Raw genomic sequence first — 16,465 nt, forward strand, 5'->3', positions numbered from 1 at the left:
ATTAAGGAGTGAAAAAATATGTATATGGCCATAAAAGAAATTGTGGATGCAGCTAATAAAAGCCAAAAGACAATTTATGAATTAGCAATTGAACAGGAAATTGAACAAACTAAATCTACTTATGAAGAAGTTTGGAGTAAAATGGAACGAAATTTAGCGACTATGCAAAATGCTATAAATAAAAGTATCGAGGGCGACGGTGTATTTTCTCCAACTGGTTTAACCGGAGGTGATGCTGTTAAAATTAAAAACTATCGAGAAAATAGGAAAACCCTTTCTGGAGATTTGATGGTGTTAGGGATTCAAAGTGCTATCGGTGTTAATGAAGTAAATGCTGCATTAGGAGCTATTTGTGCAACTCCAACAGCAGGTGCGAGTGGGACGATTCCGGGAGTCCTTTTTAGTATTAAAGATACATTGCAGTTAAGTCATGAAGATATGATTCATTTTCTATTTACTTCAGCGTTATTTGGAACGATAGTCGCAAACAACGCTTGTATTTCAGGAGCGTACGGAGGATGTCAAGCTGAAGTAGGCAGTGCCTCAGCGATGGCGGCTGCAGCTGCGGTTGAAGCTGCAGGTGGAACGCCACATCAATCTTCTGTAGCTTTTTCGATTGCATTACAAAATTTACTCGGTTTAGTTTGTGATCCGGTCGCTGGTTTAGTAGAAATTCCTTGTGTAAAGAGAAACGCCATTGGAACGGCAAATGCTTTAGCAGCAGCGGACATCGCATTAGCCGGCGTAAACAATATCATCAATGCTGACGAAGTTATTGAAGCGATGTATAGAGTTGGAAGACAGATGCCTCGCGAATTAAGAGAGACAGGTTTAGGTGGAATTGCAGCTACACCTACAGGGATTGCCATTAAAAATAAAATCTTTGGAGAGAAATAATCAAATCAATGAACAATTACCGGATATATTGTGAAAAAGTTAACAATCTATTCTCTATTGTTCGCCTAAGGATGTCTGTATATTGGGGGAATTACTAATAAAATATACCACTATATAATTGGGATATTTTGTAATTTGTAACAACCCCGTCAGGTTGATGCTTCGCCAATTTTTTGATTTTGATTAACTTAGAAGAAGGATATACGATGTGGCGCACTTTGTAAGCAATTCATTTTTCAAGAACGGTCTATATTCCGATGCCTTAAATAGAGAAGTAAGAATAGAAAACTAGGAGGAATTATTATATGAATGGGAATACTGCAAAAAACATAGAATTTCAAGTTGATAATACTGCAGTAAAAAATGAGAAATATCTAGACCCTAAAAAGTGGCATAAACAGGATACTACCTGGGCATTGAGTCTATTTGGAACAGCAATTGGAGCAGGAGTACTCTTCTTACCTATTAATGCAGGTTCAGGTGGTTTATTATCATTGCTGTTAATTACCATACTTGCATATCCTGTTATGTATTACTCACATAGGGCACTTGCTAAAATGATATATGCTTCTAATTCTGCCGATGAGGGGATTACAGGTACAATAAGAGAGTATTTCGGAAATAAGGCAAGTATCATTTTTAACATTGTATATTTCGTTTCAATTTATACGATCGTGCTGATGTATTCGGTTGCACTTACAAATACTGCAAGTAGTTTTATTGTGCATCAATTGCACATGCCGGAGCCTCCAAGGGCCATTTTATCGCTTGTATTAGTACTCGGTCTTATCACTATACTAAATTTTGGTCAAGATATTACTGTAAAGATAATGAGCATGCTAGTATATCCTTTCATTGTTTCTCTACTTTTTATCGCAATATCTTTAATTCCACAGTGGAATACGTCAATGCTAAGTTTTTCAAGTGTTTCTACTGCTTCAACTGGAACAGGATATTTTGGAACAATATGGATGATACTACCAATCATCGTATTCTCGTTTAATCATTCTCCTATGATTTCGTCATTCGTTATGAAACAGAGAGCTACGTATGGAATAGATGCTACTGATGCCAAGTGTGCTCAAATACAAAAAGTTTGTTATATCATGACATTCGTTGTTGTTATGTTCTTTGTTTGGAGCAGTACTTTAAGTTTGACTCCAGATGATCTTAAGGTGGCAAAAGAACAGAACTTGTCAATCCTATCATATCTTGCTAATGAGCTTAATTCGCCAGTAATTACTATTGCGGCTCCTATCATTGCGTTTGTGGCTATTACAAAGTCTTTCCTTGGCCATTATATAGGAGCGTATGAGGTAATGCGTGACATGATTATTAAGTCCGGTAAAAAACGTGGGAAAGATTTAGGAGAGAAAACAGTTAAGACAATGATTCTTACTTTTGTCGTATTAACATGCTGGTATGTTGCTTATACAAATCCAAGTATTCTTGGAATCATTGATGCCCTTAGCGGTCCGTTAGTTGCTGCTATCTTATGTCTATTACCGATGTATGCAATCAATAAAGTACCAGTACTGGCTAAATACAAAGGGAAAATGAGTAATGTATTTGTAATTGTTATAGGAATACTTACTGTTCTAGCAAGTATTAAGTCATTATTCTAATTCTCTATTGTTCGTTCGGATGCAAAAATAGTAGGATATGAAAAGAGAATAAAAGACTTTTAGCGGAACTGAATTATATATTGTTAAACCATAGAGTTTATGGTTTTGGACAAACTATTCACCTTGGATAGTTTGTCCTTTTTTGATTATATGTATAACTTCTATTGCAGCATTTTTTTTAAGCTGTTTGTAATGATTTTAATCCAAGCATTTGAGGGCGCCTAACCATGTGCATCAAGCTAATATTTTAAAGTATCTCACATCTGTTTTCTTAGGTTAATGGGAATGGGCCGGTACCCCATGTATGGCGAACAACTAAACTGGCTTCCTTATATCCTATGTCCGAAGCCAGTTCATCTCTCACATACTCACTTCGCGTTCCTTGAGGAAGGAATCTTCTTGGCTAGATTTATAAACTTAACTTATTGAGCTTAGGGTGATACTCCCGTTACAATTTTGATAGTTCATTGACCACACTTTCTAAAAATTGCTCTACCTTTTCTTTTGTAGTATCTGGCGAATGATAACCAATTGTAAATGTAAGTCTCCCATTATAAGAGCTTGCCCCCATTGTAAAGAATGGTGCATACATAATTGGTGATGTTATATACCCGTCCTGAGCTTGAACTTCACCAAACTTAATAGGTTCATCAGCTATCGATCCGAAATTAGTAAGTAACGGTAAAGCCATTCCCATTTGTAAAGCCCATTCATATTGCTGTTTATACATTTCCTTAACTTCAGATAGCTTTTTACTTGCCAGTAACTCCATTCCTGCGGCTGAAGAAAGACCTGGATTTTGAGATTTTATTGTATCCATTGATTCTTTGACTCGAACTAGAGTTTGATTAAATGAGTCATCATTTTCCATTTTAATCACTGGCATTTCCATCCCGGATAAGTTGCAAATTGAACCAGTTGTATGATTAGGGAGATATCGGCGTAAATCAATTGTTAAACCAACCATTTTTTCTGCGGTACGAGGTTCTGCATACACAGCGAAATGTGATAAAGAGCGGAAGTATGCAGTCAGGATTGCATCATTTAAGGTAGCTTGTTGTGCCTTTGTCCATAGGGTTAAACGTAGAGTTTGCTCACGGCTTAACCGTCGCACGGCCATTTTTGGATAAGTATTTTTGTTAGGTTGAGATGGAAAAGACCATAATGCTGCTTGTTGTTCTTGGCTGGGACGATACGCACTTTTTATGTCTGTTATTCCAGTATATTTGAATACAGGTGATTGATCGCGAAAACCCTCATTTTTTGCATTAAATCTCTTTATAATTTCATCCTTAGACTGTCCCAGAGAAAGGTGAGTATAAATTGCTCCCAGCAAATTAATATATTCCTTGACTCCAGCACCATCTGAACAAAGATGAGATAATTTAACAACTAATATATTTGTTGAAGTGCCTCGTAATAATTTTGTCTGAACCATAGGCCCTTGAATAGGATCTCCAGATTCCTTTATAAAATCTATTGCCATCACTTCAAGATTTTGATCATCTCCTTCTGCAAAAAAACAAATTGGTGAGTTAGTACTAGATGAATGTTCCTCCCAGTAAGGCATATCACTTTCTACAAAACGGCTGTTTAAAACGGGCTGTAATTGTAACGTTATTCTTACTGATTGTTCAAGTACTTTTTTTGATATACCTATAGGAAAATAAAGAACGGCATTAATTTGTTGATTTGCGGAATAAAGACCAAGTATATAATTCATTCGATCTTGAGGTGTTACTGAATATTTCCTTTGTTCCATAATTTTCTCCCTCTTTTCAAGCTATTTTTGGTTACAATCTTGTTTTTCATAGGGTTGTAACTTTTTTAAAGGATCCATATTATTTTATTTTCACTTTTTTAGTATTTCACTTATGAAAGTATGATTTCTGTATTGGTTCATGTTGTTATTGGTATTAATAATATTCATCAATTTTGTTTGGTTTTTGCATAAAAAGTAGATAAATCGTATTTTCGTTTGATTATATATAAACATTTTACATAAATGTTTATATATAATCAAACGAAAAATAATCGAGTCATTTTTATCTTTTTTCGACAGTATCTCCCATCTATTTACTAACGCTATCCCAACATCAAACAAATTAAGGAGGGGGTCTTCTAACATAAAATATACACGTTGTAACTTCTAATCTTACAATATTGTAAGATTAGAAGTTAGATAGTTAGATAGAAGTCATTAACTTATGAAAAAATCACATCTATAATCCAGATATAAATCATTAATTAAAGGAGTATTCTAGTAAAAAAAATTATAAGTTATGTGGTGGTTATTGCTATTTTTATAGGAGTAAAACGTTATGTGCAGGGTCCAGGACAACCAGTCGAAGTGGTACTGCAGCTGATATAGAAAAAGTCAAACAAGAATTTAAAGATGATATTAAACAATCTAATGAAGTAAATATAAAAGTAATACAAACAAAAAGCGAATATAGATAAAAATTTATTTATATAAAAAATTAGATGTGGTTAGGTTATCAGAAAAAATCCAATAACTTCAATTTTAAAAAGATAAAAAAGGAGCGGAAATACGCTCCTTTTTTATTTATCTTACTATTTTTAGGAGGTTAGTATGAATAAGATATGGATAAAGGGTGAATAGCATTTTTATTGATGAAATTTCACTAAATATTCTTGTGGAATATATGTGAAACATTGTATAGAATAAGCAAGAATGCCAAAAATTATAGGGGGAAAGTTGTGAAGAAAAATAAGAGTTTAATAAGTTTTTTAGGAGTGTTTATTATGTTGTTTTCTTTTTGTTTTCAAGGAAATGTACAGGCTGATGTAAATACTGTTCAATCTGGAAAAATCAAATCAGGAAATGTAACGGTATGGGAAGTTGGAAATGTGGCGAAAGTGTTAGCTGATGTAGAGCGCTTAAATTTAAATACAGTAAATGTACCGATTCAGGTAGATATTCCGAATGTGACTTCTACGAACATGGTAATTAATCAAGCGCAAAAGCAACAGGCTATTCTTTTAATTCAAGAATTATTAAAGCGTAATATTCAAGTTATTGTGGAACCGTTCCCATATATTCAGCAAGGAAATGTTGGGGAAACGGAATGGAATCCGAGTAATATTAATGATTTCTTCTGGAATTGGAAAACGGTTATTCTACAAGATATTTTTAATTCGATTACAAGTAAATACAATGTGTACGGGCTCAAGATTGCCTCTAATTTCGTGAATATGGAATATGCAGAAGGATATTGGAGCGATACGATTGATTTCGTCCGTCAGCAATATAAAGGAAATGTTTTGTATCAAATGAATTGGTGGTTAACAGCAAGCTTTGATCCATCTTATGAAGCGAAGTTTATAGAAAAAATAAATCGTCCATATTTAAAAAAGGTGGATATTGTTAGTATTGATAGTTGGTTTGAAGTTTCAGGAAAAAGAAATCCATCATACGAAGAAGTGAAGCAAAGTTTATTTGCCACAACAGTATATAATCGTGGGCAAAATGTTGTGCAGCAGTTAGAACAATTACATAATGCAACAGGAAAACCGGTTTATTTTGGTGGATTTAACGTTCCAGCACGTGAACTTGGACTACAAAATCCGTGGAATCCAGATGTATCTAATGTGTTTTCAAAGGACGTACAATTAAACGGATGGCGTGCTTACCGAGATATATTAGAAACGAAACCGTATTTTAAAGGTTTTTCAATTTGGTTTATTGGCTCTCATAATAGTACGCATGCGTATCAAATACATAGTAAAGAAGCAGAGGCAGTTATTAACGGCTGGTACCGAAAATAATTTTTATTAAATAGGTAAGTTTTGAATTTTACCACATATATTTCTAGTGAAAGGCCTTTCACCATCTTATCACCTAGGGGGCAATCATAATGAAATTTTTGTCTTACCTTACAGTAATTTTGGTGATTCTTGGCGGTTTGAATTGGTTGTTTGTAGCGTTAGATTACAATGTAGTTGAGAAATGGTTTGGTTCTATGCCGGCGCTTGTGGACACTATTTATTGGCTCATTGGTCTTTCTGCTATTTATCAAATTTTTGATCGGTTCTTCACGGACAATTAGCAATTATACTTTATTACTAGAGTGTTAAGTACGATTATGTACTTAACACTTTTTTGTATGTTTATAAAAAGTAGTTTGCACATGCAAGCGATTCCATTGCGTCTTACGCCGTAATAATAGAAAACAAATTGACCACGTATTATATTTTAGGTTATAATTCAGAAAGTTTAAAAATTAATAAAAATAAGAAATAGGGAGGTTATCAGGGTGATGGAGAGAGTATATAATTTTTCAGCTGGACCATCAATACTCCCTTTGCCAGTTTTAGAGAAAGTGCAAAAGGAGCTTGTAAATTATAACGGGACAGGCATGTCTATTATGGAAATGAGTCATCGATCTTCTTATTTTCAAAGTATTATAGATGAAGCAAGTAGCCTAATTCGTGAATTAATGAACATTCCTGATGAGTATGAAGTACTGTTTTTACAAGGCGGTGCGTCATTACAATTCTCTATGATACCGTTAAATGTAATGAATACGTACAAAAAAGCAGGGTACGTATTAACTGGCTCATGGTCTAAAAAGGCGATGCAAGAAGCTGAAAAAATAGGGGAAGTACAAGTGCTTGCTTCTTCTGAAAAAGAGAAGTTTACTACAATTCCTAAACTGGATGGTTTACCAAATGATGAAAAACTAGATTATGTACATATTACAACGAATAATACAATTGAGGGGACGAAATATGTGGACGTTCCACGTTTAGATAGAGTACCGCTCGTTGCGGATATGTCCTCAAATATTTTATCAGAACAATATGATGTTACGAAGTTCGGCCTTATATATGCGGGAGCGCAAAAGAATTTAGGGCCAGCGGGCTTAACGATTGCAATTATAAAAAGAGATTTAATTGGGGGAGCAGATCGCTCTTGTCCTACGATGTTAAACTATGAAACTTACAGCAAAAATAACTCCTTATATAATACACCACCATCCTTTAGTATTTACGTAACGAAACTTGTACTAGAGTGGCTAAAAGAGCAAGGCGGCGTATCTGCGATTGAAGAACAGAATAGAATGAAATCTTCACTTCTTTATAATTTCTTAGATGAATCAAAATTGTTTACTTCACCAGTTGATCCTACGTATCGATCACTTATGAACATTCCGTTTACAACACCATCAGAAGAGCTGAACAATCAGTTTTTACAAAAAGCGAAAGAACGCGGTCTCGTTACGCTAAAAGGACATCGCTCAGTCGGTGGTATGCGTGCTAGTATTTACAATGCGATGCCAGTGCACGGTGTACAGCAATTAGTAAATTATATGAAGGAATTTGAGCTTGAGAATAGATAGGGAGATGGGGATATGTTTCGTGTTCAAACGTTAAATCAAATTGCGGAAAAGGGTTTGCAAGTTTTTGACGGAGAGCGTTATGAGGTAGGGGATAGAATGGATCACCCAGACGGTATTTTACTTCGCAGCTATTCTTTACATCAAGAAGAATTTTCAAAAGACTTAAAGGCGATTGCAAGAGCTGGTGCTGGTGTAAATAATATTCCTGTCGAGCGATGTACAGAAAATGGGATTGTAGTATTTAATACACCAGGAGCGAATGCCAATGCAGTAAAGGAACTTATTATCGCCAGCCTGATTATGTCTTCACGTAACATTATTAACGGTGTAAGCTGGACGAAAAATTTAGAGGGTGAAGAAGTACCGCAGCTTGTTGAATCAGGAAAAAAACAATTCGTTGGATCAGAAATTGCAGGGAAACGTCTAGGTGTAATTGGCCTCGGCGCAATCGGTGCTTTAGTTGCGAACGATGCGTTAGCTTTAGGGATGGACGTTGTCGGATATGATCCTTACATTTCAGTTGAAACAGCATGGCGCCTTTCTACACATGTACAAAGAGCATTTAGTTTAGATGAAATTTTCGCAACATGTGATTATATTACACTTCATATTCCTCTTACGAATCAAACGAAGGGAATTATTGGGGAACATGCTGTAGAGAAGATGAAAAAAGGAATGCGTTTATTCAATTTCTCTAGAGGAGAACTTGTAGATGAAAAGGTTCTTCAAACAGCGTTAGAAGAAGAGGTTATTGCGCATTACGTAACGGACTTCCCGAATGAGAATGTGATAAAGATGAAAAATGTAACTGCGACTCCTCACCTTGGTGCATCTACATCTGAATCAGAAGAAAATTGTGCAATCATGGCAGCGCGCCAATTACGTGAATATTTAGAGACAGGAAATATTCGTAATTCAGTAAACTATCCAAACGTCGAACTCCCTTATATAGGAAAGAAACGTATTACAATCATGCATCAAAACGTTCCGAACATGGTAGGACAAATTACAGGATGCTTAGCAGAACATCATATTAATATTGCGGATATGATTAATCGTAGTAAACATTCTTGGGCGTACACAATGATTGATATTGATAACGGAATTGATGATATAATAAAAGAGAATATTGTGGAAAATATAAGCAAAATCACAGGTGTTGTAGCTGTTCGAATGATTGTGTAAAGGAGAGAGAAACTTGGCAAAAATCCGACCGTTTCGTGCTATTCGTCCAGTAGAAGGAAAAGCAGCACAAGTAGCAGCTTTACCGTATGACGTATTAAATAGTGAAGAGGCAAGAGAAGTTGTAAAAGGGAATCCATATTCTTTCTTACACGTTGATAAAGCAGAAATTGATTTAGACCCGGCACTTTCACCGTACGATGATCGCGTATATGAAAAAGCGGGTGAAAATTTAAAGCAATTTATACAAGAAGAAGTGTTCGTTCAAGATGAGGAGCCAGCGCTTTACATTTATGAACTGACGATGCAAGGAAGAACGCAGTCAGGCCTTGTCGTTTGTACATCGATTGACGAGTATGAAGATGATACAATTAAAAAACATGAAAGAACGCGTCATGAAAAAGAACTTGATCGTATTCGCCACGTAGATGTGTGTGACGCAAATACGGGGCCAATCTTTTTAACGTATCGTACAAAAGAAGAAGTGAAACGTTTCATTGCAAGCTGGAAAGAAGAACATGCGCCAATCTTTACATTTACAGCAGAAGATGGCGTTAGGCATGTTGCGTGGAAAATAGCTGATGAAGAAGTAATTGCAAATTTAGTAAACGCATTTGAAGATATTCCTAGTCTTTACATTGCAGATGGACATCACCGCTCTGCATCAGCTGCAAAAGTAGGGCTCATGCGAAGAGAACAATATCCGAATTATACTGGAGAAGAAGAGTTTAATTTCTTCCTATCTGTCTTATTCCCTCACGATGAATTATCCATTTGGGACTATAACCGAGTTGTAAAAGACTTAAACGGCTTATCAGAAGAACAGTTTTTAAAACAAATCACGCAATACTTTTATGTAGAAGAAGCAGCTGTGTCTCCGTATAAACCAAATGAGCCGAAAACATTTGGTATGTACGTAAACGAGAAGTGGTATAAACTAACAGTGAAAGAGGAAACGTTTGATGCGAATGATCTCGTGAAAGGTTTAGATGTATCTATTCTGCAAGATCATTTATTAAGCCAAGTACTTGAAATACACGATCCGCGATCTGATTCACGCATCGATTTTGTCGGAGGAATCCGCGGATTAGAAGAACTAGAACGCCTTGTAAAGAGCGGTGAATATAAAGCAGCGTTTTCATTATATCCGACATCAATGGAAGCTTTATTATCAATCGCAGACGCTGGAGAAGTTATGCCGCCAAAATCAACGTGGTTTGAACCAAAACTGCGCAGCGGGTTGTTTGTACATTCTTTAAAGTAAATATAGACTTCTTTAGATTGAAAAACCGAAATGATTTTTAGTTTCGGTTTTTCTTATTTTGGCTCAGTTAACGTTACATGTTGATTTTCATGTTAAGATTGAAATATGTAACGACAGGTCGCTACAAAAAACGGAGGAAATACGATGAAAATGCAACTGCAAGAAAGTTTTTATGTTGAGTTGAAAAATGCAATCCGTTGTCATTATAACGAACTTATAACTAGGTGCGGTGTCGACACAATATATGGGTACGCCATATTAACAGACGATTGTGTCAATAGCATTGGACCAGTGGCTAATAAAGAAAGACTAATCAAAGTTAATAAATCGGACCCTTTATACAATTATTATAGATACGGCGCTATTGAGTGGAGCGAATGGGACGATTTCGGAATGTTTGATGAAGTGAACAAAATTATTAAGAAATATCATGATATTGTCGAAGATGACTTTAATATACGAGTAAATACACTGTTGAAAGAAACGTTAAATGTGTTAATGGAACTTGAATCAGAAGGATTGTTTGGAGGCAGAGATGATAATCGATTTATTGTCATTTGTGTAACTGATTCATCGAACGAAATCATGATTGAATCAGCTCGATTGCTTAATACATTAAAGGTATACGAAGAATATGCTTCAGAATTTGCATAAGAATGGATATAAGTAAAACTGTACTCTATAAGAGGCGGTTTTCATTTGATCAAAAGTCACTAATTAATAGTAAATATTCTTTGTGACGTAATAATTGAACAATTAGAACCTGATGAAGAAAACGTACAAAGATTATTGCGATGTTTATATGTGTGAATCAACTTGAAAAAGAAGTTATGAAGGGGAGCTTTTCAGGGATTATTCTTTAATTGATAGGAAAAGTAATGAATAAGCCCGTCAACAAAAAGGACATTCCTAGTATTACAAGAAATGTCCTTTCCACTAAATTATAGGATATTTTGCTAAAATTCAAACTCTAAAATCAGTTTACTAGTTTGACCTGTAAACTGATAATGATAGGATCCTCTCAGATTTTCTAAGTTACCGGTAGCTTTAATAATTGTTCCTGGGGAATCTAAATTTCCTTTATCGAATATTCCTTGCTCTATAGCTGTAAATGTCCCTTGTTGCCCCTTATAAATTCCTTCAAAGTGTAAAAATCCAGAAATTTTAGCAGTAGCCAAGTGACCATCATTTATATTTGAGTCTAAATAATATAATAAGTATTCAACAAAAGCTTTTCCTTTTAATTCACCATCAATATCATATTCAACATGAGCAATATTAATAGGGAAATCTTTTCTAGTATCATCGATTGGTTTTTCATCCCATTTACTTACTGTAAATGTTACTTCCATAAACGTAATCTCCCTCCAATTATATACTTTTAAAAAGTATCAATTCACAGTCATATCTCATAGGAGTGTTTTTATTTATTCCACGCCACTCTCTAAAATAGAAAAGGATACATTTTCACAATCAATTTCTGCCATCGCACCGTAAGGTAAAATAAACTTCGGCTCGGTATGGCCAAAATTTAAATTATAAAGAATCGGCAAATCTTCTAAATTATGTTCTTTCATTACTTGCAGTATTTCGTGTTTATATTCTTCATAATACATTTCGTCTTTTGGTTTACCAAAAATGATGCCCTTTGCTTTTTGCAGAATGCCTTGTGCTGCATAATTTCGTAACCAATACTTTATATAGCTTGGTTCTGGATGGTCTTCAGAAGTTTCAAAGAAAAGGATACGATTCTCCCAATATTTTTTCTCAGGCCAAAGCTCCGTTCCTTTTGCAAATTCCAATACTTCTATACAACCACCAATTAAGCGTCCTTGTACGGTAGTAGAGCCTTGAAGTAGTTCATAGCCATTGTTTTGTTGCATCGTACGCCTTGTATCTTTATTTACCTCTATCCATTCTAAACGCTCACTTGTCCATTCATGAGCTGGTTGAATCTCGCCAATTGTCTCATTTGAAAAGAGAGTCCGATTTACCATTTCAACTGTATATGGATCCATCTCTATATTTTCGGCAAAATCGGTCAAAATTGCTGGACCGTATAAAGAGGAAAGACCTGCTTTATGGCAAAATAAATGTGAAATAGTAACGTCAGAGTATCCCATAAAAATTTTCGGGTTTTCACGTATTACATTAAAATCTATATAAGGAAGTAAGCGAATGCTATCTTCACCGCCAATATTTGCAATAATTGCTTTCACGCGCGTCTCTTTAAATGCTGTCATTAAATCTTCCGCACGGGCTTGTGGGTTGTTATAAATGAATTCGCTACCTTTTAAACTATTTGGCATTGGAATAACCGTAAGACCAAAAATTTCCTCTAATCTTTTTACTCCTTGCTCATATCGCCATCTTATTTCAGAATCACCTGCACCGCCCCATGAAGGACTTACTGTCGCCACGGTATCTCCTGCTTGTAACCTCTTTGGTTTTATTAACATGTTAACTCCGCTGCTACTAACAATATAGACAAATGTATATTCTTAGAGTATTCCTGCTTCTACGTGCCCTGCCTCGCTAATCACTTGCTACTACAGTTTGCTGTGACACTCCACAGGCGTAAATTCCGATGTAGCCCACCGTACATATATACAATCTATTTACGTTAGTATTGTATATTTTTTTGCTTGTAAAAGGTTGATAGATGCATTTAAATCTCTGTCTATTACATTTCCACAATCACATGTATATACTCGGTCAGACAGCTTTAAATCCGACTTTTTTTGACCGCAACATGAACATGTTTTAGAAGATGGATAGAATCTGTCCACTTGCCGTAGTTCAATTCCATATTCCCTACATTTCGTTGATAACAATGTTTTAAAAGCATAAAAACATTGTTGTGCTACAGCTTTAGATAGATGTTTGTTCTTCATCATACCTTTCACATTCAAATCTTCTACTGTAATAAACGTTGGCTTGGTTTTCACCACATCATTTACAATAGACTTTACATACGCTAATCGAATATTTGCTAGCCTAGCATGTAGTTTTTGCACCCTAAGAATGTTTTTATCTATATTCGCTCTCTTATTAACAGCAGGTTGTTCACCTCTCTTTCTTATATTTTCAAATTTGCGTGATAAAGAGCGTTGTTCACGTTTTAACCGTTTTTCTATCTTTTTTACTTGTACTGTTTTATTTATATTTTTGTGAGTTTTTCCATCGCTACGTACAGCAAAGTCTTTAATTCCCAAATCAATTCCTAGACCTACTGCATTTAGAGTTACATTTGATTTTACTTCTTTCACTTCACAGAGTATAGACACATAGTATCTTCCTGCTCTTTGATATACTGTACCACTTTTTACAGTTGTATTTTTTGAAATATATCCATACTCTTTTAACCTTATCCAACCAATTGTAGGAACTTTTACTCTATGTCTTTCTACTGTCCAATCTGTTTTGTTGTTTTTCGGAAAGTAGCACTTCACATCTTGCTTCTTCTTTTTTTTATATCGTGGAAACTTAGATAAACCTTTAAAAAATCGCTTAAAAGCTTTATCTCCATTCATAATCGCTTGTTTTACCGCTTTGCTCGACACTTCTTTAATCCACTGGTCACACTCTTTTGTATGAATGTTGTTTAGCCATTTGGAAAAGTCATAGCCACTAAGAAATTTCCCCTCCGACTCATATACCTCTTTATTTTTAGAGATATACAGGTTATATACATATCGACACACTCCAATAGTTTGACGGATTTTACTAATTTGTTCAGTTGTCGGTTTGATTTCTATTAAATATGCTCTTTTCATAAGTCTTCATCCTCCGACATTTTCTTTTTGTATTTTCTCAACCCATATATTCTACAGCTAAATACATGAATGATAAATATTAAATCCTGAACAAGTTCTTCTTGAGGAGATAGTTTTTCATTGTTAACAATCATAATTTCCACTCCCATTTTACGAAGAAACTTTTCAAACCAATCATATCCAAAACGTACAAATCTATCTTTGTGTGCAATGATGATCGTCGAAATATTTCTTTCCATACAACTGTCAATCAGGTTATTCCACTGTTTTCTTTTGTAGTTTAATCCGCTACCAATATCTTTGATAACTTTATCTACAATCATCCCTCGTGCATTTGCGAAACTCAACCTGATTTTCTAAATCATCTTTCTGACCTGGATTTGATACTCTTGTGTAAATAACTACTTTGCCTACTTTTGTCTATGTTTTTGTTTACTGTTTCTTTCTCTTACATAATGTAATGGACTACAATTATACAAACTGTAGCATTGATAAATATGATGCATCACATTTATTTTCTTCATCATCAATCCGTTTACCTGCTGTGATGCAAGAATTTAACATTTGTGTTGAATATATTTAAAAACCATCTTTCTTATGCAACATTGCATAAGAAAGATGGTTGCTATTTCGTACAACCTGTAACTATAATAGTTACAGGTTGGTCATATCCAATCAAAAATAAAATCATCATGAATGGAGATGTTTCATAATGGGTATGAAAAAATTAATTTTAGCAGGTGCTTTAGGGATCGCAGCATTATCAGGAACAAATTTACCAGGACTAGAAGTAACAAAAGCGAGTGCAGCTTCTATTGAATCGGATTTCTCAACGTTAGAAGGGCGAGTAGTAGAAGTAGATAACGGTGTAATTTTCGTAAAATCTAAGCAATATGAAGAACCTGTTAGTGTGTATATAGATTCTCTTTCAAACGTGAAAGTCGGAGATGAAGTAAAAGCTACTGGATCTATGATGCGTAATTTTACTGAATATATGATTGCAAATACAGTTGAAAATACGTCAAATAAATTAGGTATGCATATGAAAAAAGATGGTTCTCCTGATTATGTGATTGGGGAAGTATCAAAAGTAGGAACGAGGGAAGAGGAGGGAGAAAGTTCTACTAAATATGTCGTAGTTGAGTATCCATCACTAAACGGGAAGAAAGTTAATATTGATGTTTTCTTAACGAAGGGACAAGTATTTCATACGGGCGAGAAAGTAAAAATTGATATGAAGTTTGTAGGCTGGGGTGGAAGTTCTATTAACTGGAACACAACGAATCATATTGAAAAAGTTCATGATGTAAAGAGCGACGTTGAAAATAATGATGATGTTTGGATTTGGTCTTAATTAGATTACTGTAAATAACAAATGTATCATGCAGTACTCAGCAAATGATCATATGTATGATTATTTGCTGGGTACTTTTTGTTTATTTTATATTCGGGATTAAAGTAAATCATTGTATCTATAATGATTTTAAAAATTCGGGTATACAGTTGAATTAGATAAAACTATTCAGACAAATGTTTTATCGTACTGCTTATGCATTGATTTTATTCAAAATTGCGACTCTATTCGTCGTAAATAATAAAAAATTTTGTTTTACTGTTTTGATTAAAATCCGATCTGTTGTAGCGTATGCTGTTCCAATTCGGATTACGTTTTCTTCTTCTACACCAGCATAGGTTTCATCTTCTGTAACTTCAATAATTTCACTTAATGGAATTTGAATCTTAGCTAGTTGCCATGAAATAATTAATTCTTCATCTGTTTTTTTGACATCAATACCTAGCATGTTACCAAAACCTTTCTGTATTAAAATTTCACTGTTAATTTTATTATACAGATTTAAAGGTTTTATTTCTATTATGAAATTTGATTTTTTATTTTTTTAAAAGGTATCGTACTACGAACAAAAAAGGGTATTCACTGGCACCTGCAATCTTTCTGCAATGAAGAAGAATTTTTTATTTTGTGAATTTTTGAGAATAAGGGATTTTCGATTAGAATATGATGTTTAGATCGGAGCGAGTTTAAAAAAAATATTGAAAGAGGTGTTTAAGGGTGGAGCAAGATGAGGTTTATTTACGAGCTAAAAAAAGAATGGAGAATTTAAAAGCATTTTACATTCATTTAACGGTTTATATACTAGTGAACTTAATGCTTTTTATTATAAATATAAGCTCGGATTCAAGTAAATTATGGTTTTTATATCCACTTGCAGGTTGGGGGATCGGTATCGTTATACACGGTTTGACAACTTTTCCATTTGGGGTATTCGGAAAAGAGTGGGAAGAACGAAAGATTAAAGAATATATGGAGAAAGATAAGTAAAATTATTTCTGGAATGT

Annotated in this window: 15 protein-coding genes and 2 pseudogenes; 11 read left to right on the top strand and 6 right to left on the bottom strand. The window is 34.6% G+C overall.

The window, feature by feature from the left end; translation table 11 throughout:
- Window positions 1-18 precede the first annotated feature (18 nt).
- Both sdaAA and ACUN0F_RS16925 read left to right on the top strand, forming a co-directional pair.
- The gene (sdaAA, locus tag ACUN0F_RS16920; RefSeq protein WP_088609326.1) at window positions 19-897 is read left to right on the top strand and encodes an L-serine ammonia-lyase, iron-sulfur-dependent, subunit alpha; all 879 of its coding nucleotides are present in this window, start codon (window positions 19-21) and stop codon (window positions 895-897) included.
- 305 nt (window positions 898-1,202) lie between these two features.
- On the top strand, window positions 1,203-2,522 hold the full coding sequence (locus tag ACUN0F_RS16925) for an aromatic amino acid transport family protein (protein WP_088063991.1): 1,320 nt from the start codon (window positions 1,203-1,205) through the stop codon (window positions 2,520-2,522).
- Window positions 2,523-2,970: 448 nt separating this feature from the next.
- Here ACUN0F_RS16925 and ACUN0F_RS16930 read toward each other — a convergent pair whose 3' ends face one another.
- Window positions 2,971-4,284, bottom strand: coding sequence for a condensation protein (locus ACUN0F_RS16930; protein WP_088063990.1), 1,314 nt, complete (start codon window positions 4,282-4,284; stop codon window positions 2,971-2,973).
- A gap of 959 nt (window positions 4,285-5,243) precedes the next feature.
- On the opposite strand from ACUN0F_RS16930, the gene ACUN0F_RS16935 reads away from it, so the two are divergent.
- From ACUN0F_RS16935 to ACUN0F_RS16965, 7 genes and pseudogenes are all read left to right on the top strand, one after another.
- On the top strand, window positions 5,244-6,311 hold the full coding sequence (locus ACUN0F_RS16935) for a glycoside hydrolase family 113 (protein WP_097889850.1): 1,068 nt from the start codon (window positions 5,244-5,246) through the stop codon (window positions 6,309-6,311).
- A gap of 89 nt (window positions 6,312-6,400) precedes the next feature.
- Entirely contained in the window at window positions 6,401-6,592 is a 192-nt protein-coding gene (locus ACUN0F_RS16940) for a DUF378 domain-containing protein (RefSeq protein WP_000670803.1), read from the top strand.
- A 210-nt stretch (window positions 6,593-6,802) separates the two neighbouring features.
- On the top strand, window positions 6,803-7,885 hold the full coding sequence (gene serC, locus ACUN0F_RS16945; protein ID WP_445539767.1) for a 3-phosphoserine/phosphohydroxythreonine transaminase: 1,083 nt from the start codon (window positions 6,803-6,805) through the stop codon (window positions 7,883-7,885).
- A gap of 12 nt (window positions 7,886-7,897) precedes the next feature.
- Window positions 7,898-9,070 (top strand): 3-phosphoglycerate dehydrogenase family protein, encoded by a 1,173-nt coding sequence (locus tag ACUN0F_RS16950; RefSeq protein ID WP_445539768.1) that lies wholly within the window; start codon window positions 7,898-7,900, stop codon window positions 9,068-9,070.
- Window positions 9,071-9,083: 13 nt separating this feature from the next.
- Entirely contained in the window at window positions 9,084-10,331 is a 1,248-nt protein-coding gene (locus ACUN0F_RS16955; protein WP_445539769.1) for a DUF1015 domain-containing protein, read from the top strand.
- 144 nt (window positions 10,332-10,475) lie between these two features.
- Window positions 10,476-10,985 (top strand): DUF4303 domain-containing protein, encoded by a 510-nt coding sequence (locus ACUN0F_RS16960; RefSeq protein ID WP_445539770.1) that lies wholly within the window; start codon window positions 10,476-10,478, stop codon window positions 10,983-10,985.
- 75 nt (window positions 10,986-11,060) lie between these two features.
- Window positions 11,061-11,194: pseudogene (locus ACUN0F_RS16965) on the top strand (enoyl-CoA hydratase); the annotation flags it as partial.
- A gap of 93 nt (window positions 11,195-11,287) precedes the next feature.
- On the opposite strand, the gene ACUN0F_RS16970 reads toward ACUN0F_RS16965, so the two are convergent.
- The 4 genes and pseudogenes from ACUN0F_RS16970 to ACUN0F_RS16985 all read right to left on the bottom strand — a co-directional run.
- A complete protein-coding gene (locus ACUN0F_RS16970; protein ID WP_000454105.1) occupies window positions 11,288-11,683 on the bottom strand; it encodes a DUF3224 domain-containing protein in 396 nt (131 codons plus the stop codon).
- A 75-nt stretch (window positions 11,684-11,758) separates the two neighbouring features.
- The gene (locus ACUN0F_RS16975; protein WP_445539771.1) at window positions 11,759-12,790 is read right to left on the bottom strand and encodes a S66 family peptidase; all 1,032 of its coding nucleotides are present in this window, start codon (window positions 12,788-12,790) and stop codon (window positions 11,759-11,761) included.
- 159 nt (window positions 12,791-12,949) lie between these two features.
- Window positions 12,950-14,107: an RNA-guided endonuclease InsQ/TnpB family protein gene (locus tag ACUN0F_RS16980; protein ID WP_199713800.1), complete on the bottom strand. Its 1,158-nt coding sequence runs from the start codon at window positions 14,105-14,107 to the stop codon at window positions 12,950-12,952.
- Window positions 14,104-14,515: pseudogene (locus ACUN0F_RS16985) on the bottom strand (IS607 family transposase); the annotation flags it as partial. The gene ACUN0F_RS16980 and the pseudogene ACUN0F_RS16985, both read right to left, overlap by 4 nt.
- Window positions 14,516-14,819: 304 nt before the next feature.
- On the opposite strand from ACUN0F_RS16985, the gene ACUN0F_RS16990 reads away from it, so the two are divergent.
- Window positions 14,820-15,461 (top strand): hypothetical protein, encoded by a 642-nt coding sequence (locus ACUN0F_RS16990; RefSeq protein ID WP_445539772.1) that lies wholly within the window; start codon window positions 14,820-14,822, stop codon window positions 15,459-15,461.
- 193 nt (window positions 15,462-15,654) lie between these two features.
- Here the strand turns inward: ACUN0F_RS16990 and ACUN0F_RS16995 are convergent, their stop codons facing one another.
- Window positions 15,655-15,909 carry a SunI/YnzG family protein gene (locus ACUN0F_RS16995; protein ID WP_137053173.1) on the bottom strand — a complete coding sequence of 85 codons (255 nt, stop codon included), beginning with the start codon at window positions 15,907-15,909 and terminating at the stop codon, window positions 15,655-15,657.
- A 269-nt stretch (window positions 15,910-16,178) separates the two neighbouring features.
- Between ACUN0F_RS16995 and ACUN0F_RS17000 the strand changes: the two genes are divergently transcribed.
- A complete protein-coding gene (locus tag ACUN0F_RS17000; RefSeq protein ID WP_215561729.1) occupies window positions 16,179-16,448 on the top strand; it encodes a 2TM domain-containing protein in 270 nt (89 codons plus the stop codon).
- The last annotated feature ends 17 nt before the right edge of the window (window positions 16,449-16,465 follow it).

The organism is Bacillus sp. 1A, assembly GCF_052682215.1.